Source organism: Streptomyces sp. WAC03905, from assembly GCF_057371075.1.
Map to the genome: position 1 here is coordinate 399,742 of NZ_JBXYDZ010000002.1, position 24,577 is coordinate 424,318.

Below are 24,577 nucleotides of genomic sequence, written 5' to 3' on the forward strand. Positions count from 1 at the left end.
CTGCGACCCTTGCTGAACCGGCCGCACGGTGTCCTGCGGTGCGAGAACATCGTCCTGTTGGGCGAGGTACCCGGCGCCCGGCATCGTGACCTGCTCGCCTGGCCGCACTGGGTGCTGAAACACCTCTACGGGCCGGTCGGGGTGATGTTCGGCAAGTTCTACGCGGGAGAAGAGGAAGTCACCGCGGCCGGCCACCGGATCCCGGCCGCCCCCGCCTCGTTCCTCCCCGTGAGGGCCGCCGTCCGGCGCCGCGACCCCCGCTTCCTGAGCGCGACCCCCGACCTGGCCGCCGCGCTCGCCGCGGCCGACGACGACGGCCGCGACGTGTTCGAGCACATCCCCACCGGGTGGACGGAGATCCGCACATGGGCAAGCCACCTGCTCCCCCGGCGAAGCCGTCGGCCTCCTCACCGGACACACCGGCGAGCCCACCGCGATCCGGCTCCTGAGCGACCGGCGCGGCTCCCGGGCCTGGAAGATCCAAGGCCCCAAGCGCGCCCTCGTGATGAAGGCCAACGACCCCGACAGCTACGACGCCCGCGACAAGGCCGCCGAGATGGCCCAGGAGGACGACCACCTCCTCCACCTCACCGCCGCCGGCGCTCTCCACCCCGACTACCGGGTCGGCGCCGGGACCTGGGAAGGCGGCCGGTGGCTGGCCGTGAACTGGATCGACGGGGCGCCCCTGTGGCGGGCCCTCGCCCTCGCCCGCGGCCGGGAAGGAGACCGCGCCTCGGTGCGCCCCTGGCTCGCGGGCATCGCCCGCACCTTCACGGAGCACCTTGCCCGGATGCACGCCGCCGGGTGGGCCCACGCCGACGTCCAGCCGACCAACACCCTCGTCACGAAAGGCGGCCACGCGGAGGTCATCGACTACGCCCTCGCCTGCGGCCCCGCCAACGGCCGCCGTGTCCCGTACCGCGGCGCGATCACCCACACCACCGCCCCCGTACTCGCCACGCAGATCCTCGACACCCCCGCCGACACCCATATCCAGGCACAGCCGCCCGGTGACATCTGGAGCCTGGGCGCATCCCTGTTCTGGTGCTGGACCGGCCAACGCCCCGTCGCCTACGACGACGACCTCGACCGGCTCGAGAAACTGGCCGCCATCGCCCGCGGCACCACCACCGCGCTGCGCGACGTCCGGCCCTGGCCGTTCCCCGAGCTCGAGGACGCCATCACCGCGTGCCTCGCCCCCGACCCCAGCGACCGGCCCACCGCGAAGGAGCTGACCACCGCATGGTGACCCTGCGCGCCCTGGCTCTCGACGACGCCCCCGCCCTCACCCGCGTCTACAGCGGAGCCTCCATTCGGCACACCACCGGCAAGCCCCTCACCCTCGACCAGGGCCACGAGAAGATCCACGCAGCCCTGGCACGAGCTGCCGAATTTCCTCGGGCGCAGTGGAGCTGGGGATCCTCACCAAGGGCGAGCTGATCGGCTTGATCGCTCTGCGGCGACGGACCTCGTCCATGGGCACCATCAGCTACATCCTGCGTGAGGAAAGCTGGGGCCGCGGCTACGCCACGGATGCCGCCAGCCACGTGGTCTCCGTCGCCTTCACCACCGCCGGACTTGTCCGGCTGGAGGCGATGCACCACCCCGACAACCCCGCCTCCGGCCGCGTCCTGATCAAAGCCGGGTTCACCCGTGTCGGCACGTCCGACCGGCAGGGCGACGACGGGGCCGCCATCCCCTACGAGCTGTACGCACTGGAGGCCGCCGAAGCGTGACCAGTCCATTACGGCAAGCCGGCACCATCGCGGGCGGGCCCGGTGCCCAGGGCCGGCGCTGTCAGGTGTGCAGGCGGCTGTTGCGGCCGTCCTGGTCGCCAGCGCCGTCGTCGTTGAACCAGTAGTCACCGGCGGCCAGGTAGCGGAAGGAGTGGCTGCTCGCGTTGGGCAGTGCGACCGTGACAGCCCGCTTCCCGTCCTTCTTGCGCGGCGTCAGGGTGTGGACGCCGGGCTTCCAGTCGTTGAAGTCACCAACCACACTGACCGGCCCCGGCGGGGTGTCGGCGGGCAGGACGAAGGTGACCTCGGTGCGGTCCTTGTGTAGCGTGCGCTCCAGCATGGCGATCGGCTCCTGACGGCGCGGGGGCGGGCGGGGTTCGAGCCCATCTTCTGCACTGGGAAGCCGGCCGTGGGGTCTCGACGCTTCCACCCGGCCTGCGCATCACCCTCTCGCCACGCTTTGCGGCCGTAGTGGTGCGGTCTGTCATGGTTCGTGTGAGGTTGATGTGCGAGGAAGCCGTACCCCACGCATCAAGGAGTCGCCGTCATGGGCGGTATGCAGGACAAGCGCCAGGAACCCGGCAAGGGACGCGAGGAGCAGCAGCGCACTCAGCGCCCCGGCCAGGACCCGGTCCACCCCGAGCCCACCCCCTCCCGCGGCGGCCAGCGCCCCGAGAACGAACGGCGCCGCGAGGAAGACCTGCACCGCGACGAGCGGGACCAGCACGACCACGACTTCTAACCGGCGGCACCCCACGCACGCAGAGCCCCGGCCGGGCCCGTAGTCACCTCGGCCGGGGCTCTGTCACGTCCTTGCCGGGGCAGAGCAGGCCCGCTCACCCGGGCGGCTGGCGCGGCGTGGCTCCGGGCAGGGCAACCCGGGGCCGTACTCAGCCGTCCCGCGCCTCGGGATGCTGAGGGACAGCGCGGCCACAATGTCACCACCAGGAGCTCCGACGTCGACCGCGTGAATGGGCGGTAGCGGTTCTGCTCACGGATGGCGGTGTCGGATGCCTGGAGTACGTTCCGGCCCATGGAAATGACTCCAGAGGCTTGGATCGGCATCGCCGCCGCGCTAGTTGCGATCACCGCAGCCACCATCAGCGGTCGTCAGGCCAAACACGCGAACGCCCAGGCCAACGTGGCGAAGCGGCAGCTGGACCTGGCGGAGAAGGTCTATCGCGAGCAGAACGAGCCGTATGTCATCGTCGATGTTCAGCCTGGCGAGCCGGGAACGAGTTTCCTCTATCTCGTCATCGAGAACATCGGTTCGACCGTCGCCCGCAACGTACACATCACGGCTGACCCTCCAATCGAGTCCAGCTTTGGCGAAGAGCAGACGGCGGATCTCCAGACCGCCCTCGCCCGCGTGCTCCCCATGATCCCTCCAGGCCGCCGTCGGGAACTCATCTTCGACGGCCCGAGCAGGTTCGGCAGCGGACTCCCCATGACGTACACCTTCACCGTCCGCTGCGAAGGGCCGTTCGGGCCGATGGAGGACCTGGAGCACGTCGTCGACATCGACACGCTGCCCGAATCCCCCATCGGACGCGCCCCCTGAAGGCGATCGAGGAGAGCCTGGGGAAGATCCGAGGTGAGATCAAAGGGCTGGCCGCCGCCTACAAGAGGAGCAACGCTCCGGCGATTAGGGCAGAGAATGAGCGCGAGATGCAGGCATACCGGGAGCGCCAGGCCATGCGTGCCACCGGCGTCAATGTGCAGAGCGCCGAGGGAGAGGCTGACACTACTGACCCGGCTACGGCGGACTAGCGTTGACGGCAGACGCCGCGGCGGGGTGGCTTGCGGGCGGGTCCGCGGCGGCGCGACGATCGGTTCGGGCCATCCGGTGCCCGGTTCCGGGCGGGTATGCATCAGGTGCGCCGTTCGAGGCGAGGTGGGACGACATGGATTTCCGTGTGATGCCCAGGCGCTACGGGCCGACGGTGCACCTCGCCCCGGCCGGTGAGCTCGGCCTGGAGACCCGGACGGCTCTCGACGGGCTCTACATCGACGCCGACGGTCCCACCATCGTGTCCTGCGACATGAGCCGCCTCACGTTCATGGACGTCGCCGGCCTGAACAGCCTGATCGCTTTCGCCGAACGGCTCGACCGACGCGGCATCGCCTTCTTCGCCTACAACTGGCAACCCCAGCCGCTCCGCCTCCTGGACCTGACCGACGCCCTGTACCCGCCCCCACGCCGCACGGGAAACCGCCGGCCCACCCGACTGCTGCGCCGCTCCCTGCGCGACGCCACCGCCGCCCACCGGGCCGCCTGAGCGGCCCCGCCCACAGCATCCGCCGGGCAGGACCGGCAAACCGCTCAGAGGCACAGCTAGGCGCGGGGCAGCCAGCCCGCGGCGAAGTCGGCGTGATCACGTGCGCGCTGGACCCGGTCCTCAAGGAACCGGCGGAAGCCCGCCACCGCGTACCGCTCCCCGGTGGCCGCGCCGGGCCCCGGGATCCCGGCCAGCTCGGCCATGAGCCGTTGGGGCTGGGGCTGCCATCCGGTGACCAACACCCGCAGACGCAGCAACTCGGCGCGCCGGTGCAGGTCCAGAAGGTGGAAGAGGCCGTCGGTGTCCATGACCCCCACCCCGCGAAGGTCCACCAGAAGGTCGCGCTCGGCGCTGGTGACATGATCCAGGGCCTGCCGGAGCGGCTCGCCCGCGTCCTCATCAAGTTCCCCGTCGATGCTGATCAGGACCGAGCTGCTGCAGCGCTGGACATGCACGTTGATCAATTTCTTCTCCCGTCACCCGCGGCGCCGGCCTGCGGGGCTCCATCGTGGCCCAGCGTGTCCCGAGGCCGGATGAGGCGCGCTCTTGCCGCGCCGGGTGAACGGGGGAGTGAGGGGCCCCTGGCCGGGCGCGGCAGGAGCCCCTCCTTACGCGCCTCCGTGGGGGACGGAAAAGGCACGCGTCGCGGGAGACAACGAGGACCGGCGCGGCAGGACACGACGTCTCCGCCAGCATCGACACCCAGTGACCTGGCTGAGGAAAACGCCGGCCTGCCCACGGACAACAGGCCAGGTCGCAGCGCAGGCCGCATACAGCGCCCGGGGCCGAACCCCTCCCGGCCTCACCGTAGTCACCAGGAGCAGCAGCCCAACCCCAGGGCCTACACGCACAGTGCGATGCCGCGACCTCCAGGGCCATGGCATCAAACTGGCGTGCGTGTACGTCCTGGGGTTGCGCTTCGGCTGGCCCGGGGGCGGAGCCGACGCCAGCGGGTGACACCTGCACCCTGCCGCTCGTTGATTCCACATGCCTGTACTGCCATCCCCTGAAGAGATCGAAGCCGCCAAGACGCCCAAGGGGGCGTGGAAGCGCGCTCAGCTGGCCGAGTGGGGCGTGTCGTGGCCTCCGGAGAAGGGCTGGAAGGACGAGCTGATCGAGCGCTGGAAGGCCGCGTGCCAGGACGGCGCACCGCCGCCGCCCCTGCCCAGCCCGGCCCCAATCGACTTCGCACAGGACACGCTCGACTTCGGCTGACCACACGACAGCGGGGCCGGACAGGATCCCCCCGCCCGGCCCCGCCGTCGTTCCCGGCTGATCACCGGCTGAGGCGGATCCGCGGCCCCCACACGAACTCGAGGTCATCCAGGAACACCGTCTCCAGCTCCTTCTCCCACTGACCGCGCAGCAGGAACGGGGCGCTCTCCATCCGCTCCACGATGATCAGGGTCTCGGGCTGTCCGATCAGCGCGTACCGGCCGTGCGAGGCGGGCGTGCTGCCCGGCCCGTGCGTGCGCAGCATCTCCTCCAGGCGGGCGCGGTGCTGCTCCACGAACGCCTCCAGGCGCTCGATGTACCCCCCGCGCTCCTCGGGGCGCACCGCGCGCAGGGCGACGTCCAGGAAGTCCCCGCCGTCCGGCCAGTGCCGCTCACCCGGTGCGGCCAGGGCCCACGGGAACCGCTCCGCGGCCGCCAGGACGTCCTTCGTGTCCAGCTGCTCGGTGCTCATGCTGCCCACTCCAGCCCGAGGCTGGCCAGCGCGGCGAGCTTGTCGGCGGTCAGCTTGTCCCGGCGGCTCTTGCTGTTGCTGAGGAATACCCCGAGCTTCACCTCGCTCCCGTCCTCCAGCTGCTCCACGTGGGCCCTGGGGACCTTCACAGAGCCTTCGCGGGCCTTGTACTGCGCCAGGGCCGCCACGCCCTTCTCGAAGGCGCTCACGGCCTTCCCGGGGGCCTTGACGGGTGCCACCGGCTCCGGGGGCAGCGGAACGACGCCGACAGCCTCCAGGAGCTCGCGCTGCCCCTCCATGAGCCCGTCCCAGACCGTGTGCTGACGCTGCTTCGCCAGCCACTTCCCGACGTCCATGCCGTGGACGGTGAACCCGGGCAGGACGTCGGAGTCGTCCTTAACGCTCGGAGGGGGGCTTGTTGGTGTAGTGAGGGCTTGCTGGCCTGGTGTGTTGTGGGTTGGTTGAGGGAGGCCAGGTGCACGGTTCCAGCGGGCGGGTCGGGGTGTGAGCTGGGGTTGTGTCGTGTGTGCTGAGTGGGACCGGGCTCGTTGTGGGTTTCGTTAGCGCGTAAAGGCTCGGTGGGTGTTTTCGCTGTTCAGGGCTGTTTGGCCTGTTCGGTGGGTGGGGGTTAGCGGCTGCGGCTGGGGCGTCTGTGTTGTTCGGCGAGGTGGTCGAGTTGTACGGCGTCGAGGGCGGTTTTGGTGATGCGTTCGGTGCCGTCGTGGATGGCGGTGATGGCGGCTTGGCGGATGAGGCGGGTGAGGGATCCGATGCGGCCGGCGGTGCGCTGGTGGAGGTAGGCGGTGTGGCGGCGGAGGGTGCCGGGTTTGTGGTGGGTGAGGTCGAGGGCGTTGTCGATGTCGGTGATGACGTCGCGGAAGGGGTGGCGGGTGCCGTGGCGGGCGGGGAGGGGGCCGCAGGTGATGAGGGTGGCGCGGCCGGCGAGCTGGGCGCCGCGGGTGCCGCTGAACAGGGGTGTGTCGGTGACGTTGATGCCGGCGTACACGAACGTGGCGGGCAGGCGTTCGGTGAAGTCTTTGAGGAGGTCGGCGGCTTGGGCGCCGGTGGTGGTGCGGGGGTTGAGGCGGTGGATTTCGTCGATGAGGACGAGTTGGACGCCGGCAGCGGTGTAGGTGTGGCAGACGGCGTCGGTGATCTGGGTCTGGGTCATGCGGGTGGCGACGGGGATGCCGAGGTAGCGGGCGAACTCGGTGATGAGGGTTTTCGCGGTGGCGCCGGGCGGGACGAGGACGTACGCCACGGGTGCCGTGGCGTGGGCTGACCCGGGCGGGGGCGGGTTTTTGCGGGTGTGGGCGAGGTGGCAGGTGCGGCCGACGTTGAGCAGGGCGGTGGTTTTGCCGGCTGCGGCGGGTCCGGTGACGATGAGGGAGGGCCGTGCGGTGGTCTGCTGGTGGCGGCCGAGGATCATCAGGGTGCGGACCTGGGTGGCGAGTTGGCTGATGGCGGGGGTGCGGATGGTGACGAACGCGGAGTGGTAGGCGAGGCGTTCCTCAAGGCTGCGGGGCGCCTCGCCGGGCCGGGGAGGGGCGGGCGGCTCGGTGGTGGCGAAGTGCTGCCAGCCCTGCCAGGTGGTCAGGGGCCAGGACGGCTCGGCCGTGGTGCCGCTGCCCGCGTCGGCGGGTGCGCTGGACGGTTGGTGCGCTGCGGGGTGGGGGCGGCTGTTCACCACTTGTCGGCTTCCTCGTGTGCGTCGTAGAGCCCGAATCCGGTGGCCGCGGCGGGGCGGGTGTCGTCCTCGGGGAGGTCGTCGAGGTCGTGGATGCTGTCGTCCTCGCCGTGCTGCGCCGACTCCCCGGTGGCGGGACCGGTGCCGTATTGGGGGTGCCGTGCGGCGGGAACCGGCAGTGTGGTGGCGCGGGCGAGGAGGGCTTGTTCGGTGGTGGTGGCGTGGCCGCTGTGGACGCGGCGCATGAGCTGGTCGAGGGCGTCGGCCAGGCCGGCCTCGTGCTGCTGGCTGTCGTCGTGGTTGTTGTGGTGGGCGTGGGTGCGGATGTGCTGCCAGGTGTGGTCGTTGAAGGGCTGGTGGACGTGGTCGCGGTGGATCCAGGGGATTTCGGTGAGCTCGCCGTCGGGCAGGCGGATCCAGATCTGGCGCACGTCGTGGGGGTTGTAGTGGATTTCCCATTTCCCGCCGCGGCTGGCGACGGGGGAGGTCTGGCCGCGGTAGGGGGCGAGGAGATCGTGGTCGTAGGTGCGGTGGTGGATGGTGATGCCGGCGGGGGTGATGGCCTGCCAGCGCACGGGCAGCAGTTCGAGGTAGTCGCTGCCGGTCAGCGGGACGGGGACGTGTCCGGCGACGGCGACGAGCGCGGCCCACATCTGGTTCGGGGTGAGGGCCTTCTTCGGCATCATCGGGTGGCGCAGGCCTTCGTGGGGCCGGTGGTGGTAGTGCGCCAGCCACTCATCGAGGAGGTCCTGGAGCTGGGCGACGCTGTAGCAGGCGTCTTTCTCGGTGTCGGGGCCGCGGCGGGTGACGTCGGAGCCGGTGTAGCCGGGCAGGTGCTGGCAGAACAGGGCGTTGATGGTGCCGAAGGTCCGCTCGACGATGCCTTTGGCGGTGGGGGCGCGGGGCGGGGCGGGCTGGACGCTGATGCCGAGGTGTTCGCAGGCGGCGGTGAACGCGGCGGAGACGAAGACTTTGCCGCGGTCGACGACGATCGTCTCGGGCAGGGTGACGGGCCGGGCCGCCGCGCCGGCCAGCCGCTCGTCGAGTGCGGCCAGCCGCTGGTGGGGGAGTGCGGGTGCGTGGTCCATGCGCAGGATGTCCGGCCAGGCGGGCCGGGCGGGGTGGGGGACGGCCATCTCCGCGAGCAGCAGGGCCGCGTCGACGGCTTTGGTCGCGCTCGGGCACAGCACGGCGGCGAGGATCGCGCGGGTGGCGACGTCCACGGCGATGGTGAGTTCGGGCCGGGCCAGACGCCCGTCGTCGAAGAGGGCGAGGACGTCCAGGCGGGTGGTGTCGACCTGGACCTGCTCGCCGGGCCGCAGCGCCGTGGCGGGGGTGAACGCCCTCCCGTCCATGCTCGCGGGCACCTGCCTCACGGGCCCGGAGGGCAGTTCGCCGGGCCGGGCGAGGTTGGTGACGAGCCGGTACAGCGTGGCCTGCGACGGCGCGGGCACCGTGCCGGGGCCGTGCCGGTCCTCAAGGATCTGGTTGATCAGCGGGAACAGGCCGTTGATGGTGCCCTTGGAGCGGCCGCGCCGGCGGCGCAGTGCCTCGCGGACGGCGGCGACGACCCGTTCGTCGGCCCGGCCGGTGGGGCTGGAGGCGCGGGTGGTGCGGTGGTCGAGCAGCCCCCACAGGCCTTGTTTGCGGTAGGCGAGCCGCATGCGCTGCACCGTGGTGCGCGAGACCCGGCCGAAGCCGAGCGCGGTGAGTTCCTCGGCCTTGGCCTGCTCACGCTGGGCCAACGTGTGCCGCTCAGGGTCGTACTGCTCCCGCACCACCCCTTCGCTGTCAGGCCCGCCAGGCAGGCCGCATTCGACTTCCCTGACATGCCGCTGCCACGCCAGCGCCTTCTGACGCGCGGCGGCGGGGGCGGTCTCGAACAGGCCCCACTGCGGTGCCGCTTGGGGCATGTCGGCTCCGATGACGGTGAAGCCTGGGTCGGCGAACAGGTGCCCGGCGAGCACGGCCTCACCGCCGCCGTCCGGGCCGACGAGGTGGATGTCCTGTCCCGACAGGGCGACCACTTGCCACTTCATGCCACGGAAGCGGACGTGAGCTCCTACCTTGACGGCTGGCCGGGCATTGCGCCGCGCGGTCACCCGGCATCTCCCGTCTGGGGGCCGCTCCAGCCCCGCGGGCCGACGGGGACGCGTTCGTGCAGCGGCGTGTCCAGGCCGGCCGTCAGCTGTCCCTGCCATAGGGCGTGAAAGACGGCGGGCAGGACCTCGATGGGGTCGCCGGCCGCGCTGGCCCCTTCGATCAGCGGCCGCGGCCGTGTGAACGCCTCCAAGACAGCGGGCATCAGACCAGGGCGGCCGGCGTTGCGGGGGTGACGGTAGCCGGCCAGCCATTTCAGGTTGGAGGCCAGGACGTCGTCGAGCGGTGCGAGACGCCGGTAGGTCCAGCCGATGTCCGCGCATGCCTGCGCCACCGCCTCGGCGGCCTTCCTCGCGCGCTCCCCGCCCGCGTCCGGGTGGCTGGGGCAGTCGGCGAGCAGGGCGGTGCCGTCGGCACGGCGGGCGAAAAGCTGCGGCACCCAGGAACGCACCTGGCCGCGGGGATTACGCCACAGCAGCCGCACCGGCCGCCCCGCCAGCCCCGTCACGTCAGGGTCGCGGTCCAGGACCATCAGCTGGATCCGCATCGCGTTCGACCCGGCGGCTACGTGCCGTCCGGTGGTCGCCGACCACCACAGGCCCGGCCCCCAGCGGCGTCCCGGGATTACCGGGAACGCCGACACCGGCGGCACGTCCTCGAACGCCACGGTCATGGCGGCATCCGCCCACCGCTGCTGGACCGCCTGCCCCACCGGGTCGAGGAACACCGCCTCGAACCCGCTGCCCTGGTCCATGGCCGCTCGCCCTGCCCGGCTCTGGTGCCGGGTCGCTCCTGTGCTGGTCACTCGCGTCAGCCAAGCCGCTCCCGCCGGCACTGGACCCCGTTTTCAGTATTTCTGCCACGAACGAGTGCCGTATCAGCTAACAGTCGACGTGCCCCTTGGCGCATCGGCTTTCAGCCGCCGTTGCCCTGCCTGCCCGTCGTCAGCATCTGGCTGAGCACCTCAACGGGCATGTCCACCCACCGGGCCACCTCCTCAAGCGGCACCCCGCCGTTCACCGCCGCCACCGCGGTCCGTTTCCAGGCGTTCTCGATCAGGCCGGCACTGTGACCGAGCCCGCGCAGCAGCCGCCGGGCGACCTTGGCGGTCGGCCCGGTCTGCACCCCGCGCAACTGCAGCAGCTGCTCCTCGGCGCTGTCGATAGCGTTGGTGATCAGCCTGCGCTGTTCGGCGGGCACCGCAGCCCGCCACATCGTCCCCGAGCCGGGCGCCTTCTTCTCCTTGCCCAGCACTCGCAGCTGGCCGGCCATGGTCGAGCTCTGGTGTTCCTGGCGCAGCCACCACGGGTCGTTGTCGTAGCCGGGCGGCCCGCCGGCGCCGCGGCGAAGGCGGATGACGCTGCCCATCCACGCGATGAGCGGCCCGCCGTGGTCCGTCGCGGCCAGCGGCCCCAGCCATCCCCGACCCAGCCGCTCGCCGAGTCTGCGGCAGAACATCCCGTCGGCGGGAAGCGCCTGCGGCCGCCCGGCGCCGCTGTCGGCCCACACCAGCTCGGCCATGGCCGGGTCCAGCAGCGCGTCGGCCACCGCCACCACCTCCGGGAAGACGACCGCGTCCCGCCCCACGATCCGCCACCGCTCCAGGTCACCACCTGCATCCCCGCCCGCAACCTGGTGCAGGCGCCGCGGCCAGATCGTCTCCCGCTCCCACTGCAGGGCCTGCTCCCACCACCGGGCCACCACCGCCTGCGCCAGCGCGAACACCCGCTCCGGCTCCGCTCCGGCCCGCACCGCCCGCCGCGCCACCTTGGCCCACCGCCGCTGCGCCGCGGTCACCTCCGGCACACCCCGCACGTCCAGATGCTCAAGAGGCTGGTTGGCGTCCGCGTCCAGCAGCCACCGCCCGTGCCGGACACATACCCGCTCCCACCGTGGCGCGTACCGCATCACCCGCATGGCCGTCCCCGTGCGGTGGGCCGTGCACAGCCGGCAGCCGAACGCTACCGGGCCGGCCACCGCGCCACCGATCCGCCACAGCCCCACAGGATCACCAGCTCTGGCGCGCAGCTTCGCGTCCTCCTCCGCCCAGGACGGCAACGCCCGTGCCAGCACGTCTTCCTCGACGCTGCATATACCTGCCAGGAGTTGGCGTCCGGCTGCGTTCAGCAGTACCTCGGCGTCGGCCCGTGCGCCTCCGCCCTCGTGCCCAGGCGGGTAGTTGCGCCATTTCCAGCATGCCCGCAGCACCTTCGCTTCCATTCCGTAGCGGCTGGCGATGCGGCAGATCAGCGACGAGGTCGTCTCCCCGGGCACTGGCGCGACCCGGAACACCCAGGCGTGGCAAGGGCCGTTGAGGTGGGCTGGACCGGAAACGGTGACCATGGGCCTCGGACCTGTCGGTGACTGCATCGGGCGTGGCGGGTGAGGAAGGCTCGGGGAGTGTGCAGCCGTGCTCCGCCGCAACCGTTTGGCCCGAGCGGGTACAGCAAGCGGCCCCGGGACAGTGTCCCGGGGCCGGCGGGTGCTCTTCGGCGGACCAGGGCGGGGAGGCACAACCCCGCTTCCTCCTGGTCCAGCGCCTCGGCCCGAAACCGCTTCTCCAGGAGGACGACGGGCTGGGAGACTGCCGAGTGACCCTGCATCAGGCGCCGTCGGTCACGCGGAGATTGGGAGGCACAACCCCTCCGGTGACCCGTCCTCGGCCTGATGCGTCTTCGACGGTACAGGCACCTCTGATGCGAGGTCAACAAGCTTCTGCGGGGCGCCCGTTATTTACCCCACCCTTGCACCGGGTCAGTGACGACCTTACTGGTATGATAACAACCCTTGTGTAGGGGTGGTTTGTTGCTAGCGACCGGCACTAAAGTACTCAAGGAAACTTCTCCTACTAGGATTACGGCGGTGACCCGGTGCAAGCGGATCAAAGGGCAGAAGCGGCCAGGGCACCCTCGCTGCGCGCGCTGAAGATGGCGGAGAGCGCCGGGCGGATCGGACGGCGCAGGGCCCAGGTCCGGTACACCTTCGTCGAGCGCTTCACTCACACCGAACAGCCGCCGCCGATGGCCCGCATGCTCCGCGGCGGCCGCGGTGGCCAGGTCCGGCTCAAGCTCTACCTGAGCTACCTGTGGTTGCAGAAGGAGGACGCGGCCAGGGAGCTGGCCATCCGGCACAGCGCCTGGGCCACGCTGCTGGATTTGCCAGATCCGGAGAAGGCCGGGGCCCGCCGCGTCGGCGACGCGCAGGCCTGGCTGGAGGAGCACCGCTTCATTGACGTGCGCCGGACCGGCCGGCTCAACCTTGTCACCGTCCTGGACGAGAACGGCCGCGCAGAGCCCTGGATCGCCCCGGGCGCGGCCGCGAAGAAGGAGAAGGAGACCAGCGACCTCGGCGTACTGCTGCACCGCTACATCCAGATCCCGCAGACCTTCTGGACCCGCGGTCACATCGCCGTGCTCTCCGGCGCCGCAGTGGCCATGTTCCTGGCGCTCCTGTGCGAGAACGGCGGACTCGGGGAGGACGTCCCCTTGTGGTTCAGCCCCCGTGACGCCGAGGGCCGCTTCGCCCTGAGCGAGGACACCCGCAGCAAAGGGCTCCGGGAACTCGGCAACGCGGGGCTCGTCACCACCAGGCGGCGCCCGGTCAACGAGACCGACTTCCAGGCCGAGGCGCTCTACATGCGCAACGTGCACTTCCTGAGGATGGAACGCCTGTCCGAGACCGCAGCCCTCGCCCCCCGGCGCCGCGTGGTGAGGGTTCCCAGGCGGCGCGGGGCTGCTGAGGATGACGAGTAGCCGGCCCGGCCACCGGTCCTGCATCACGTCTGTTGGCCGGGCGGGATCCCGGCCGGCGTGCCGGGGCGCCGGGGGCGCCCGGTTCTCTCCTGTGCGAAAGCGTCCCGCCTGCGGCTTGGCTGCCGCCTTAGGGGAGCCGCCGGGAGGGAAACTTGCTCGATCTTCGAGCTTGCCTAACTAAGGAAACATGGGAAGTAGAGTTAACTTGCCTGTAAATCGAACTTGCTTAATCAAGGAAAGTTCTCGATCCAGGCAAGTTGTCACTTTAAGTAGCCGTGGGAGTGGATGTGGACCTGAAGAGTGACGGAGAGGAGTCGCCGAGGCAACTCTTCGATGCGGGCCTGGAGCAGTTGCGCGGTCTCTTCGGCGAGGGCTGGACGGTCGAGGCGGCCCCCGGCTATCAGCAGGATGCTTCTGACTGGTACACGGACCGCGTCATCGAGATCCGCTCCACCGATCTGGGCCACACCACCCGGTACGTGGTGGACCTGAAGTCCTCACTCACGCCCCGCTCCGTCAACACCGAGCTCCTGAGCAAGCTGCACCTGGTCCGTCAGGTGAACTCGTTCACCTCGCTGATGGTCATGGCCCCCTGGATCTCTCCCAAGACCCAGGACCTCCTACGCACCCACGGCATCAGCTACCTGGACCTGACCCGCAACGTCTGGATCCGGGCGGACCGGCCGGCCATCTTCATCTACACCGAGGGCCAGATGCGAGCCCCGCGCAGCGCCTCGCCGTCCTCGCCGGCGGTGACCTTGTCGGGCTCGAAGGCCGAACGGCTGGTGCGCATCCTGGCGGACGTGAGGCCGCCCTACCGCGCCAGCGACCTTGCCGAGGCGACCGGGCTCAGCCTCGCCTATGTCTCCCGGCTTCTGGGCACCCTCGCGGACCAGCTTCTGATCCGGCGTGATGGCCGCACCATCCACACGGTCAACTGGCAGGGCCTGCTGCGCGCCCGGGCAGAGCACTCCCACCTACTCAACCTGAACCCCTACAGCGGCTTCATCGCTCCCAACGGCATCGAGTACCTGCTCAACCAGCTCCACAACGCCTTCGTCTCCCGCCACCTCATCGCCATCACCGGCTCCTACGCCGCACGGGAGGTGGCTCCGCTGTCCGTCGGCGGACAGCTCATGGTCTACATCCGCCCCGACCACTTCTCCGACGAACTCGTGGACCATCTCGGGCTCCTTGAGGTGAAGCAGCAGGCCGACGTGCTCTTCCTCGACGCCCACGACCCGGTGGTCTTCTGGAATTCCCGCACCGTTGACGGCCTGCCGCACGTGGCACTCAGCCAGCTCGCCCTCGACTGTCTCAGCGGTCCCGGACGTCTACCTGCCGAAGGCGAAGCAGTCCTGGAGAGGATGGCCGCACACGGGCAGTGGAGGAACTTGGACATTCACACGATCAAGGACTGGAAGTCCGCCTAAGCTCAGCTGTCCTGTGCAGTGAGCAAGGGTGGGGAGACAATGGCCATAGTTCCGGAAGGCGTGGATGCCCAGCAGCTCCACGTAGTTGCGCGCCGGGTCCTCCTGGACGGACTGACCGCCCTCAGCGACCAGCTCGACGCCCTGACCGTCGTTGGCGCTCAGGCCGTCTACCTGCGCACGCCCGAGGCCGCCCTGCGGACCTCTCCTTTCACCTCCGACGGCGACATCAGCATCGACCCCGACCTCCTGCAGAACGCCCCGCTTCTCGATCAAGCGCTCCAGGAGGCGGGCTTCGAGCTGCTGCGTGACAACCAGCCCGGCTTGTGGGCGCGGACTCAGCAGATCGGCGACCGGGAGGTTCCGGTTGAGTTCGACCTGCTCATGGCCAAGGGACTGGCCCCGAAGATCGGCAGTCGCAGCGTCAAGATCCCCCCGCACGGTGTGATGTCAGCGCGATGGGTCCCGGGCCTGGAAGTCGCTGCCGCCGATCGCTCACCCATGACCATCACAAGCCTCGAGCCCTCCGACACCCGAGCGGTCACCGTGAACGTCGCCGGCCCCGCCGCCCTCCTTGTGGCCAAGGCCTTCAAAATCAACGACCGCCTGAAGCAAGCGGATGACCGCCCTGCACGCCTCACCAACAAGGACGCCGGCGACGTCCTGCGCATCATCCGAGCCATCCCCGTGGCTCAGGTCGCAGCCACCTTTGCCAGCCTGCGCGAAGATCCCCGAGTCGGCGATATCACTCGGGAAGGCCTGCAGCTCCTCCAAGACATTTTCGGTGGACCCACCACGCCTGGCGTCGACATGGCAGTGCAGGCCCTCAGCGGTGACCTGCCCGAATCCACAGTTCGAGCCCTCGCGCCGGCCTATGTCTCGCGCTTGACGTGACGCAGCGGAACCGGCTGCGCTGACGGCGCGGCTATACCTCTTCGTTGGTGTCCCCGGCAAAGCCTCCGGGCTCAACACCGCGTGATGCCGGTGTGGTTGAGCAGGTGTTGTTGGCGGGGGTGGAGGGTTTGCCAGTGGGCGCGTTGCTGGGCGGCCCAGTGGTGCAGTGCGTCGGGGACGGGTCCGTTCCTGCTGATCGTGGTGCGGTATTGCTGCCAGGTGCGGTGCCAGGTGTAGGGCCAGGGTGGGTTCCACCATGGGTCGAGGCTGGTGAGGGCGGTTGCGGCGGTGGTGGAGAGGGCGCCGGCGCGGGCTTTGCGGCGTTGCTGGCCCAGCCATAGGCCGAGGGGGAAGCCGTCTCGGCGGGTGTGCTTGTCCGGGGTGAGGTGGCCGTGCTGGGCGGCGTAGGCGCGTGGTCGAGTCCGGGGCTGGGAGCGTATGTACGGGTGGCGGGCGCGGGTCGTTCGCCTACAGGAGTGTGGGGTGTGATGCCGAGGGCGGTCAGGAGGTCCTGCTGGCCGGGGTGGAGGTGCTCCCAGGACTCCTGCTGGACGCGGAGCCAGGGGCGAAGGTCTCGGGGGAGCTTCGTGGCTGGTACGCCGTCGGCGCCCGTGGGTGCTGCGCGGAGGCGGTGGTAGGCCTGCTGCCATGGCAGGGGCCAGGGCGGATTCCACCACGGATCGATGATGGTCAGGGTTTCGGCCCGGGTGGGGGAGAGGCGGCCCTGACGGGCGCGTCGTCGTTGCCAGGCCAGCCACTTCCCCAGCGGGAACCCTTCGAGGACGGTGCTGGCGGGCGCGGCGATATGGCCGTATTCGGCTGCGTAGGCGCGAGCGTGTGCGAGTGCGGTGTCCAGGAGACCGGGGTCGGTGCGGGGAGCCGGTGGTTGGGCGGCGCGGGCTGTTTCGGCGGTGATGCCGATCTTGGTCAGCAGGCGGTGCTGTTCGGGGTGGAGTGTGCCGTAGCCGGTGCACTGACGGCTCAGCCAGCCGGCCAGCTCCTTCTCAAGGCCCGCAATGCCCGCACTGCCCCCGTCGTCGTCGGCTGCGGACGCGGACTCTGACCGCTCGCGTACGCGGCTCCAGTTGCGTTGCCACTCCAAGGACCAGGTCGGGTTCCACCAGGGGTCGAGGGCTGCGAGGAGCGTGCTGACCGGCCATGTCCCGCCCGTTGCCTGATGGTGCTCCCGCGCCCGGTGGCGCTGTTCGCTCAGCCACCGGCCCAGCGCAAACCCCTCAGGACAAGCTTTCACGGGCATGGCGAGGTGACCGTGTGCGGCGGCGTACGTGCACGCGTGAGCCAGCCCGGGGCCCGTACCGCAGAGCTGGGCGATGATCTCGTGGGGGCGAGCGGCGGCGGTCTCGGCGGTGATGCCGATCTGCGCCAGCAGATGCTGCTGCAGCGGATGCAACTGCTTGTAGCTGGTGCACTGTACGGACAGCCACATGGCCCAGCCGTCACTGCCGTCCGGCCAGCTCCCTTCTGCAGTCCCTTGGCGCCGGTCTCGGGCATGAGCGCGGATCCGGTGCCAGGTGTGCTGCCACGCCAAGGGCCACGGCGGGTTCCACCACACGTCGATCGCGTCGAGCACCTGAAGGTGCGCTGGTTCGTCCTGGCGGCGGGCGAGGACACGCTGGGCAGTGAGCCACTCCCCGAGCAAAAACCCCTGGTAGGAGATGTTCTTGGTGGCCAGGGCCATGCATCCGTGTTCGGCGACGAAGGCGCGCGCACAGGCAACAGCCTTATCGATGCCCGCTGTCCGGGTCGTTCGGCGCGGGCGTGCGCTTCCGGCGGCCTGGGCCGTGAGACCGATGCCGGCCAGCAGACGGCGCTGTTCGGGGTGGAGGGAGCTGTAGTCGGTGCACTGCAGGTACAGCCACTCCCCGGTCAGCACGTGGGTGTCGGGGAAGCCGTCGGCGGCGTTGAGGGGGCCATGGCGCCTGACGTGGTCGCGGGCGCGGTAGTAGGAGCGCTGCCACTTCACCGACCAGGGGATGTTCCACCACGGGTCCACCTCCTTCAGGGCGGCGGCCTTTTCTTCAGGCAGGGCCAGGGCGTGGGTCTGCTGGTTGTGCACCCATTTCCCCAGGGCGAAGGAACCGACTCGCGTGTCGCGTTGGGTGGCGAGGTGGCCGTGCTGGGCGGCGTAGGTGCGCGCGAGGGCCAGGCCGGCGGCGAAGGCCCCGTCGGCGTGCACGCTGTGGCCCCGCAGCCGTTTCTGAGCCGGCAGGCCCTCTGTGCTCGCGGTCTGCCGATGCTGGTAGCCCGCGAGAACGTCGGCGAGAGGCCGGGGCCGGAGCGCCAAGGGGACCTGCCACAGCCGCTGTTCGGCGTCTCCGCTGCCGCCCTTGGTACGGATGCACTGGTACGTCCAGGCAAACAGCGGTCCGTGGGTACAGGCGGCCAGACGCTCGGTGAGCCACGGTCGCCGCAAGCGATCGCCCAGCTCGCTGGGCACGCAGGGCACATCAGCCAACCGGTAGGGGAGGTGACCACCACCGTCAGCCGCGACACGGAGCCGCCAGGCCCGGCTGGCCAGAAGCGTGGCGAGGGCGACGGTCTCTGGGTAGGTGACCAGATCCCGCGCCAGGATCCGCCACCGCTGCGGATCCTCGCCCGCGGGCATGGCCGCATCCAGCCGCATCGGCCACAGGCGCTCCTCGGGCCACTGCTGCGCCCACCACGAGGCGGTGACCGCCTCAGCGACCTCGAATGCCGAAGCAGCGACGGGGGAGCGGCGCAGCAGCCGGCGGTGATCCTCCTGCGCCTGGACCACCTCCGGGCATCCGGCCAGCCCGACGACACGGCCTCCGCTGCCAGGCATGCTCATCAGCCAGCACCGGTGGCGTGGGCAGACTCGCTCGTGCGCCGCCAGGTACACCCGGGCTGGTGCCACGCGGCCGGTCCGCGCAGCCACACAGCCCGGGCAGGCCGGACCCCAGGCGGCAACCGTCTCGACCCCGTTATGGAGCCGCGCCGCCGGCCTCTCCTTCGAGGGGCCCAGCGGCTCCTCCCGCGTCCAGGCCGGCAACGCACGGTATAAGCCCACCTGCGGCACACGACACAGCGCCGCGACCCGGCCCCGGGCCGAGGCGTTCAAGAACACCTCACTGTCGCCCCGTAGAGCCCCGGCGACGCCCTGCTGGCCGGCCACTTCGGTAACCGCCGACAGCAGACTCGGCACCGTCAGGCCGTACCTGTCCGCGATCCGCCCCAGGAACGACAGGGTCATCTCACCCTGCAGGGGAGCCACCCGAAAGGCACCCGCAGTCAGCAACAGTTTCCCCAACCCATCCCGTGGCTTGTGACAACGATCGTGCTTCGGCTCAACGAGCAGGTCCGGGCTCCCGGTCGCTGCCGGGGTTAGTAGTCGAGGTCGAGGTAGTCGATGTCGTTGAGGGTGACGTCGGAGAGCCCCAGGGCGCGTGCTCCGCCGTCTTGGAAGTAGATCTCTTTGAAGCCTTCGGCGATGATCTGGCGCATCTGCTGGTCGCTGGCGCCTGTGTTGCGGGCGTCGAACAGGCGCTGCGCGTACGCCGGGGGGAGATGCACAGTCAGGCGCCGGAAGCGCCCGTCGTCGGTCGTGCCGATCGGCGCGGTGTACCCGAACCGGGCCCGTGTCTCCACCGTGATGCCGCGCGTGGTGGCGGCCTGCTTCTGGCGGCGCTTGCGGACCTGCGGCTGCCACCGCTGCCGTACCGCGTCGTCGATCCGGTCAGCGATCGCCTTAGGCGGGTGCTTGCGTTCGCCCTTGCGATAGCGCTCCACCGACCGTTGGCTGACCCCGAGCTCCGCTGCGACGGCCTTGGTCGTCTTGAGCTGCTTCATCAGGAAGTTGATGCGGGCCTGGAGGGTCTTGGGCGGCTGGCGGGTGAACGCTTCCCGGTCGGCGCGTTCGATGGCGTCGTCGATCTCCCCGGCCACGGCTACTCTCCTTCGTCGAGGACGGCGTCGCCGCCCTTGATGTGGCGGGCGGGGTTGTAGCCCTGTTCCATGAGGTCGACCGCCCACAGCATCGATTGGACGCCCTCCAGCTTCGCCAGGCCCGGGGTGGGCCCGAGACGGAAGGCGCCGGGCTGCGGCTTGCCGGAGGCGGCGTACGGCAGGAAGGCGAGCGGGCTGTCGCCGGGTGAGGGGTAGACGACGCAGTCGGAGAGCACGGCGAGCGGGTACAGGCCCGTCATCGCCGCCATGTTGCGCAGCTTGCGGTGCATGTTGATGCGGGCCTTGGAGATGACGGCAGCGCGGATGTCGGGGCGCCATGTCGGCCGCTGAAGGGCCGGCCACCGCTCGCCCTCCTTGTACTTCCTGCCCTGCGGGCGCTCGCGCAGCTTGCCGATACCGCCCTTGACGGTGGCCTTGATGGCAGCCAGGACGGCCGCCATCGCCGGGTCGACGTCCTTGTGCCGCTCCATCGCCGCCAAGAACTCCGCGTCGGTGAGGTCCTTGGTGACGCCGAGGTCGGTGAGGGTGTCGACGTACGCGGTCTTCAAGCGGTCGTGCCAGGGGTCCAGGTACGCACCGGTCTCGCGGCGCAGGTACGCCTCGATCGGCTCCACGTTGTAGCCGAGTTCCTGGGCGTAGGCGATGGTGTGTGTCTGGTACCAGGCAGGCCCGGTCGGCCGGGTGCCGTCCGGGGTGAACGGGGAGGGCAGACGCGGGTCTACCTCGACGTGGGACAGGTCGACCAGCCAGGAGCCGGGGATCTTCGGGTTGAACTTCGGGGCGTGGAAGTGGTCGGGGGCGGAGAGGCCGACGACCAGGCGGGCTGCGGCTGCGAGGAACGCCGTGTTCAAGTCGAGGCCGACGGCGAAGGGCAGTGTGCACTCTTCATCGGTGAGCAGGTCCACCGACCGCACCCACTGGTACGCCTCTTCGTTGAGGAACCCGCCCCTCCAGCCGGAGTTCACGACGATGGGGTGCTCCGGGGTGGCCTCCGGCGGGGCCGGGTCCATCGGCTCCGTGCCCAGTGAGCCGGGGTTGTGGCCGGACACCCAGTTCCCGCTGGCTTCGTCGCGCACCGCACGCGTGGGCGGCCGTAGCGCGGTCATCAGCTCCAGGCCGGACACGGCGGTGGAGCCGCGCAGGGTGATGACCCGCTGGGCGTACACGCCGAGGACTCGGGCGACGTCGGCCGGCTCCATCTCCGCCACCCCGGGCCACGACCGAGGATCGAGGGCGTCCCAGGACAGGATCGCCAGCTGCACGCACTGCCGGTCGCGGCCCTGGGCCTTGCGGTAGATCCTTGCCCATGGGCCGAACCCGCGCTGGGTGAGCCGCCACTTCGCCTTCACCACCTGCTTGACCACGGGGTGATCCTCCGGCAGGCGCAGGGAGCGGCGCTGCTCGTGGCCTTCCAGGCGCTCGGGCAGCCCGAGCTTCACGGCGGCCGCGGCAGTGAGCACGATCAGCGGATCACTGTCCTTGCCGTAGCGGTTCAGCTTCGGCGCTCCGAGGCCGGACTCGCGCAGGGTCCACTCCACCAGCTCCACCACGGTGCTCGCTGGGCAGTCCAGCACGATCCCGTCCACGCCGTACGCGCAGCCGTCACCATCCAGGACCGCGAGGGGCCCGTGCGGGAAGCGCGGGTCGGCTGCGGGCTGCGCCGCCTTCTTCAGGGCCGGACGCCGCGATGTCGCAGCGGGCCGGATGGCAGGGCGCGCCGGCGCCGCAGCCGCAACGGCGGGAGCCTGCGGGGCATCTGCCGTCTCCACCCCGGACGCGGCCGGTTCGGGAGCCGATGCGGCAACCGAGGCTGTCGGAGCTGCGCCGGGGGCGGGGTACTTCGCCGCCCATCCGTTCAGCAGCCGCTGGTAGGCGTCCAGGCGGGGCGACTTCGGCTCGCTGCGGCCGTTCTCCCAGTTCTTCACTGACTGGGTCGTGGTCTTCAACGCGGTGGCGAGGCGGGCCTGGGTGATACCGGCGGCCTCACCGCCGGGCACGCTCCGCCGGAGGCGGGAGGCGCGGCTCCTCGTTCAACAGAGCGTCGACGGACGCGAACAGCTCTTCCTCAGAGGCCATGACCCTGCACCCTCACTTCAGGCCAGCATTGCTTAACCACAAACTTATCCCGTCCCTTAGCCTTCCAGGGCCCATTCCAGCCCTAGCGCGGCGAGTGCAGAGAGCTTGTCGGTGGTGAGCTTCGCCCTACGGGTCTTCTGGTTCATGATCCACACTCCAAGCCGGACCTCGGCCCCGTCCTCCAGCCGCTCTACATGGGCCCTGGGGACCTTCACAGAGCCTGTGCGGGCTCTGTACTGCGCCAGGGCCGCCACGCCCCGCTCGAACGTCGTGGAAGCCCTTGTCGGCTCCTCCGGCGCCGGGGCGAGCGGTGTGATGCCGAGCTGCTCCAGGCGCTCGCGCTGTCCGTCGGTCAGGGCCTGCCAGACCTTCGGCGTCCGCTGCCGGGCCAGCCACTTGCCGATGTCCATGCCGTGGACCGTGACGCCAGGCAGGACTTCGGCCTGGCCCTCTTCCTCGGCCACCAGCTCGCGCAGTGCGGCGTAGTGCCGCTGCCAGTCGGCCGGCCACGACGGGTTCCAGTCCTCGTCGACCTCCTTGAGCGCTGTCTCCCACTCGGGGTGCCCGTCAAGCGCACCGGGGCGGCGCAAATTGCTCAACCACTGTCCTACCGGTCTGGACAGGGCCACTGCGGACCTCGGAGCACAGAGGGTCCAGTGCTGGTCGTAATACGCCTTCGCGGCCTCCAGGTTCTCCTGGAACCGCTCATCGACCAAGGACCAGACCATGCCGAGCTTCTCCAGCCGCCGGGCGCGCAGGCCGCTCATCTGCCCCGCGCCGTAGACCCGTCGCTGCTCCGCCACCCATGACCCAAGAGGGTATGCGCCCTCTTTGTGACCATATGGGACCCTGGCATGCTGCTCACGCTCGGTGAACCTCTTCAGCGCCACCCAGCCGCGCGCCCAGTCCTGCTTCTCCGTGTCGATCACGTTGAAGCTGACCCAGTCCGCGACCATCACTGGATCACGCGGAACCGCGAAACGGAGCAACAGACGAGATTCCTCCTCACCCTCCTCGGGCGCCGGGCCAATGTTCATGGACGGCTGCGCCACGTCCTTCTGCGGCTCCTGTGGAATCGCTAGCAATTCCACGGCCTCTTCATCATGAGCCCGAAGGCCTTCGAGCACCTTCACCAAAGGCCGATACGATCCGGAAGTGAACATGTCCTCCGGCTTCTCTCCCGGCTGGAGAAAAACCGGCACGATCAAAGAAGCCAACTTCCCCTGCCCCGGCTTCTGCCGCAAAGCACGTCCGATGGCCTGCACAATGTCGTGCGGCGCCCCCTTCGGGTCCAACAGGGCCACACTGTCCACGGCCCTGATATCAACGCCCTCACCCAGGACACGACAGTTCGACAGCACCGCACGCCAGGCAGTGGAGCCGAACTCACCCAGCACACCGCGCCGACGCTCCGGGACGTGCTCCCCGCACAGCCAGTCCGCCCAGATCCGCGCCGGGTACTTCTCCGGCTGATCGGCGTGCAACTTCGCGGCCATACGCTCCAGGCCCTCCGCATACGCCTGAGCCTCCATCGTCCGGTGATGGAAGGTGATGCAGGTCTGGAGATTGTGCTGCGCCATCGTGTGCAGGAGCGCGGCCTGCAAGGCTCCCAGCCGCTGCCCACGCACTTCCTCGCTGCGCCGCTCCTCACCCATCAGCCGCTCCGGAGTGACGACCGGGTCCTGGAGCTCCAGCACGATGATCTGGTACCGCGCCAGCAGACCCCGCGAGACGGCCGACGCCAGGCTGAGCTTGTACAGCACGGGCCCGAAAACCTTCTCGTCGTCCATCGAGGCCGCCATCTCACGCGGCAGCGGATCCCGCACCCCCTCGGCAACCTCCCAATTGGGCCGCTCCTGCCAGATCCGCGGCGTCGCCGTCAGATACAGGCGACGGTGCGCCGGGATGACGCTCTGGTCGTGGATGTCCGCCCACGCCTTACCCATCGAGCCACTTGTCCGGTGCGCCTCATCGACCACGGCGAGGTCAACCGGGGCCAACTGCTGGCCGTAGACACCCTCGAAAGCCTCCGCCAGCACGCCCAGCGACGCGTACGTCGCGTAGATGGTGACGGGCCCCTGGCCGTGCCACAGCGCCAGCTGCACGGGGTTCGTCGTGGAGCGCACCTTCAGGCTCCACAGCTCCGGGTCGTCCTGGAGCGAGCACACCGCAACCGCCGGCCCCTTGTGCCCGGCCTCATGCCACGCCTTCACCGTCTGCGCCAACAGATCCAGCGTCGGCACCAAAACGAGAATGCGCCCCTTCGGCACAAGCCGCTTAGCCGACGCAGCAGCAATAATCGTCTTCCCGGTGCCGCACGCGGCGTGCACCTGCCCGCGCAAGCCATTCCAGGGAATACCGCCCGGCGGGATATCGAGACCGCGCACAATAGCGGCAACGGCTTCGATCTGGTGGTCACGCAACTTCACGGCCATGCCCCGTGCTCTCCTTCTCGCGGAATGTAGCGCGTGCTCAGAATTGAGAATCCCGGCGCGGTGGATGCGTCCCGGGGGTGTGATGTCTGTTCCCAAACTCTACACAGTGCACCACTATGATGCATCCTCCTTTGCGTCAATTCCGGCCTCAGAGTGATGCATGGCTGATTCTCGCCCGTAGCGGCCGGTTGTCCCGTATGTTGGTGGAGCGTTGTTGAACTTTGCTGCACAAGTCTTGCGAGTTGAGGAGGGGTCAGGGTGGAGCGCAGCGGAGCCCGTCACTGCGGCGGCCAGCACTTATTGAACCGACGATCCGTCAGCCCTGTTGCATGGGTGGTAGCTGGGATTCCCAGTGGCTACACAGGCCCGCACGTGATGCACCCCTCTTACCGCCAGCCTCGACACCCGCGCTTGCGCGGGTGTTCTCAATTCGCGCTTGCGCGAATTGACTCGCTTTTAGAATTCCGCTTGCGGAATTCAATTCCCGCGCTTGCGCGGGAATTTGGCGGAGCGTCAGCGGAGCCGTAACTACCGTGCGGCTTGCCGCACGGGTCCT

Annotated in this window: 21 protein-coding genes and 2 pseudogenes; 10 read left to right on the forward strand and 13 right to left on the reverse strand. The window is 69.9% G+C overall.

What is annotated here, in order from left to right:
• Positions 1-505: 505 nt before the first annotated feature.
• From AC2RP6_RS02745 to AC2RP6_RS02755, 3 genes are read left to right on the forward strand one after another with little or no spacing between them, the layout of a single operon-like run.
• Entirely contained in the window at positions 506-1,249 is a 744-nt protein-coding gene (locus tag AC2RP6_RS02745; RefSeq protein WP_486444625.1) for a protein kinase domain-containing protein, read from the forward strand.
• On the forward strand, positions 1,243-1,440 hold the full coding sequence (locus tag AC2RP6_RS02750; RefSeq protein ID WP_486444590.1) for a hypothetical protein: 198 nt from the start codon (positions 1,243-1,245) through the stop codon (positions 1,438-1,440). Before AC2RP6_RS02745 ends, AC2RP6_RS02750 begins: the two co-directional genes overlap by 7 nt.
• The gene (locus tag AC2RP6_RS02755; RefSeq protein WP_486444591.1) at positions 1,407-1,736 is read left to right on the forward strand and encodes a GNAT family N-acetyltransferase; all 330 of its coding nucleotides are present in this window, start codon (positions 1,407-1,409) and stop codon (positions 1,734-1,736) included. The genes AC2RP6_RS02750 and AC2RP6_RS02755 overlap by 34 nt, the downstream gene beginning before the upstream one ends.
• Before the next feature lie 61 nt (positions 1,737-1,797).
• Here the strand turns inward: AC2RP6_RS02755 and AC2RP6_RS02760 are convergent, their stop codons facing one another.
• Complete coding sequence (locus AC2RP6_RS02760; RefSeq protein ID WP_486444592.1) at positions 1,798-2,076, reverse strand: early set domain-containing protein; 279 nt, start codon at positions 2,074-2,076, stop codon at positions 1,798-1,800.
• Positions 2,077-2,283: 207 nt separating this feature from the next.
• On the opposite strand from AC2RP6_RS02760, the gene AC2RP6_RS02765 reads away from it, so the two are divergent.
• The 3 genes from AC2RP6_RS02765 (at position 2,284) to AC2RP6_RS02775 (ending at position 4,015) form a co-directional block, all read left to right on the forward strand.
• On the forward strand, positions 2,284-2,478 hold the full coding sequence (locus AC2RP6_RS02765) for a hypothetical protein (protein WP_486444593.1): 195 nt from the start codon (positions 2,284-2,286) through the stop codon (positions 2,476-2,478).
• A 291-nt stretch (positions 2,479-2,769) separates the two neighbouring features.
• On the forward strand, positions 2,770-3,297 hold the full coding sequence (locus AC2RP6_RS02770; RefSeq protein ID WP_486444594.1) for a hypothetical protein: 528 nt from the start codon (positions 2,770-2,772) through the stop codon (positions 3,295-3,297).
• A 343-nt stretch (positions 3,298-3,640) separates the two neighbouring features.
• Positions 3,641-4,015: an STAS domain-containing protein gene (locus AC2RP6_RS02775; RefSeq protein WP_486444595.1), complete on the forward strand. Its 375-nt coding sequence runs from the start codon at positions 3,641-3,643 to the stop codon at positions 4,013-4,015.
• A 56-nt stretch (positions 4,016-4,071) separates the two neighbouring features.
• On the opposite strand, the gene AC2RP6_RS02780 is transcribed toward AC2RP6_RS02775, so the two are convergent.
• Complete coding sequence (locus AC2RP6_RS02780; RefSeq protein ID WP_486444626.1) at positions 4,072-4,470, reverse strand: STAS domain-containing protein; 399 nt, start codon at positions 4,468-4,470, stop codon at positions 4,072-4,074.
• Between the two features lie 532 nt (positions 4,471-5,002).
• Here AC2RP6_RS02780 and AC2RP6_RS02785 point away from each other — a divergent pair.
• Entirely contained in the window at positions 5,003-5,230 is a 228-nt protein-coding gene (locus tag AC2RP6_RS02785; RefSeq protein ID WP_486444596.1) for a hypothetical protein, read from the forward strand.
• Positions 5,231-5,291: 61 nt separating this feature from the next.
• Here AC2RP6_RS02785 and AC2RP6_RS02790 read toward each other — a convergent pair whose 3' ends face one another.
• The 6 genes from AC2RP6_RS02790 to AC2RP6_RS02815 form a co-directional block, all read right to left on the reverse strand.
• Positions 5,292-5,702, reverse strand: coding sequence for a hypothetical protein (locus tag AC2RP6_RS02790; protein ID WP_486444597.1), 411 nt, complete (start codon positions 5,700-5,702; stop codon positions 5,292-5,294).
• The gene (locus tag AC2RP6_RS02795; protein WP_486444598.1) at positions 5,699-6,058 is read right to left on the reverse strand and encodes a helicase associated domain-containing protein; all 360 of its coding nucleotides are present in this window, start codon (positions 6,056-6,058) and stop codon (positions 5,699-5,701) included. The genes AC2RP6_RS02790 and AC2RP6_RS02795 overlap by 4 nt, the downstream gene beginning before the upstream one ends.
• Before the next feature lie 272 nt (positions 6,059-6,330).
• A complete protein-coding gene (locus AC2RP6_RS02800) occupies positions 6,331-7,299 on the reverse strand; it encodes a TniB family NTP-binding protein (RefSeq protein ID WP_486444627.1) in 969 nt (322 codons plus the stop codon).
• Between the two features lie 86 nt (positions 7,300-7,385).
• Positions 7,386-9,428: a Mu transposase C-terminal domain-containing protein gene (locus tag AC2RP6_RS02805; protein WP_486444599.1), complete on the reverse strand. Its 2,043-nt coding sequence runs from the start codon at positions 9,426-9,428 to the stop codon at positions 7,386-7,388.
• 59 nt (positions 9,429-9,487) lie between these two features.
• Positions 9,488-10,243, reverse strand: coding sequence for a TnsA-like heteromeric transposase endonuclease subunit (locus tag AC2RP6_RS02810; RefSeq protein ID WP_486444600.1), 756 nt, complete (start codon positions 10,241-10,243; stop codon positions 9,488-9,490).
• 161 nt (positions 10,244-10,404) lie between these two features.
• On the reverse strand, positions 10,405-11,763 hold the full coding sequence (locus tag AC2RP6_RS02815; protein ID WP_486444601.1) for a TniQ family protein: 1,359 nt from the start codon (positions 11,761-11,763) through the stop codon (positions 10,405-10,407).
• Between the two features lie 596 nt (positions 11,764-12,359).
• Here AC2RP6_RS02815 and AC2RP6_RS02820 point away from each other — a divergent pair.
• The 3 genes from AC2RP6_RS02820 to AC2RP6_RS02830 all read left to right on the forward strand — a co-directional run bounded on the left by AC2RP6_RS02820 (position 12,360) and on the right by AC2RP6_RS02830 (position 15,565).
• On the forward strand, positions 12,360-13,241 hold the full coding sequence (locus tag AC2RP6_RS02820) for a hypothetical protein (RefSeq protein ID WP_486444602.1): 882 nt from the start codon (positions 12,360-12,362) through the stop codon (positions 13,239-13,241).
• 287 nt (positions 13,242-13,528) lie between these two features.
• A complete protein-coding gene (locus AC2RP6_RS02825; protein ID WP_486444603.1) occupies positions 13,529-14,674 on the forward strand; it encodes a helix-turn-helix domain-containing protein in 1,146 nt (381 codons plus the stop codon).
• A gap of 60 nt (positions 14,675-14,734) precedes the next feature.
• On the forward strand, positions 14,735-15,565 hold the full coding sequence (locus tag AC2RP6_RS02830) for a hypothetical protein (protein WP_486444604.1): 831 nt from the start codon (positions 14,735-14,737) through the stop codon (positions 15,563-15,565).
• Between the two features lie 71 nt (positions 15,566-15,636).
• On the opposite strand, the gene AC2RP6_RS02835 is transcribed toward AC2RP6_RS02830, so the two are convergent.
• From AC2RP6_RS02835 to AC2RP6_RS02855, 5 genes and pseudogenes are all read right to left on the reverse strand, one after another.
• The gene (locus AC2RP6_RS02835) at positions 15,637-16,215 is read right to left on the reverse strand and encodes a helicase associated domain-containing protein (RefSeq protein ID WP_486444628.1); all 579 of its coding nucleotides are present in this window, start codon (positions 16,213-16,215) and stop codon (positions 15,637-15,639) included.
• A 41-nt stretch (positions 16,216-16,256) separates the two neighbouring features.
• Positions 16,257-18,818, reverse strand: a pseudogene (locus AC2RP6_RS02840) (Helicase associated domain protein); the annotation flags it as partial.
• Between the two features lie 110 nt (positions 18,819-18,928).
• On the reverse strand, positions 18,929-19,489 hold the full coding sequence (gene tpg / locus AC2RP6_RS02845) for a telomere-protecting terminal protein Tpg (protein WP_486444605.1): 561 nt from the start codon (positions 19,487-19,489) through the stop codon (positions 18,929-18,931).
• A 2-nt stretch (positions 19,490-19,491) separates the two neighbouring features.
• Positions 19,492-21,586, reverse strand: a pseudogene (gene tap, locus AC2RP6_RS02850) (telomere-associated protein Tap).
• A gap of 56 nt (positions 21,587-21,642) precedes the next feature.
• Entirely contained in the window at positions 21,643-24,021 is a 2,379-nt protein-coding gene (locus AC2RP6_RS02855) for a helicase associated domain-containing protein (protein ID WP_486444606.1), read from the reverse strand.
• Between the last annotated feature and the right edge of the window lie 556 nt (positions 24,022-24,577).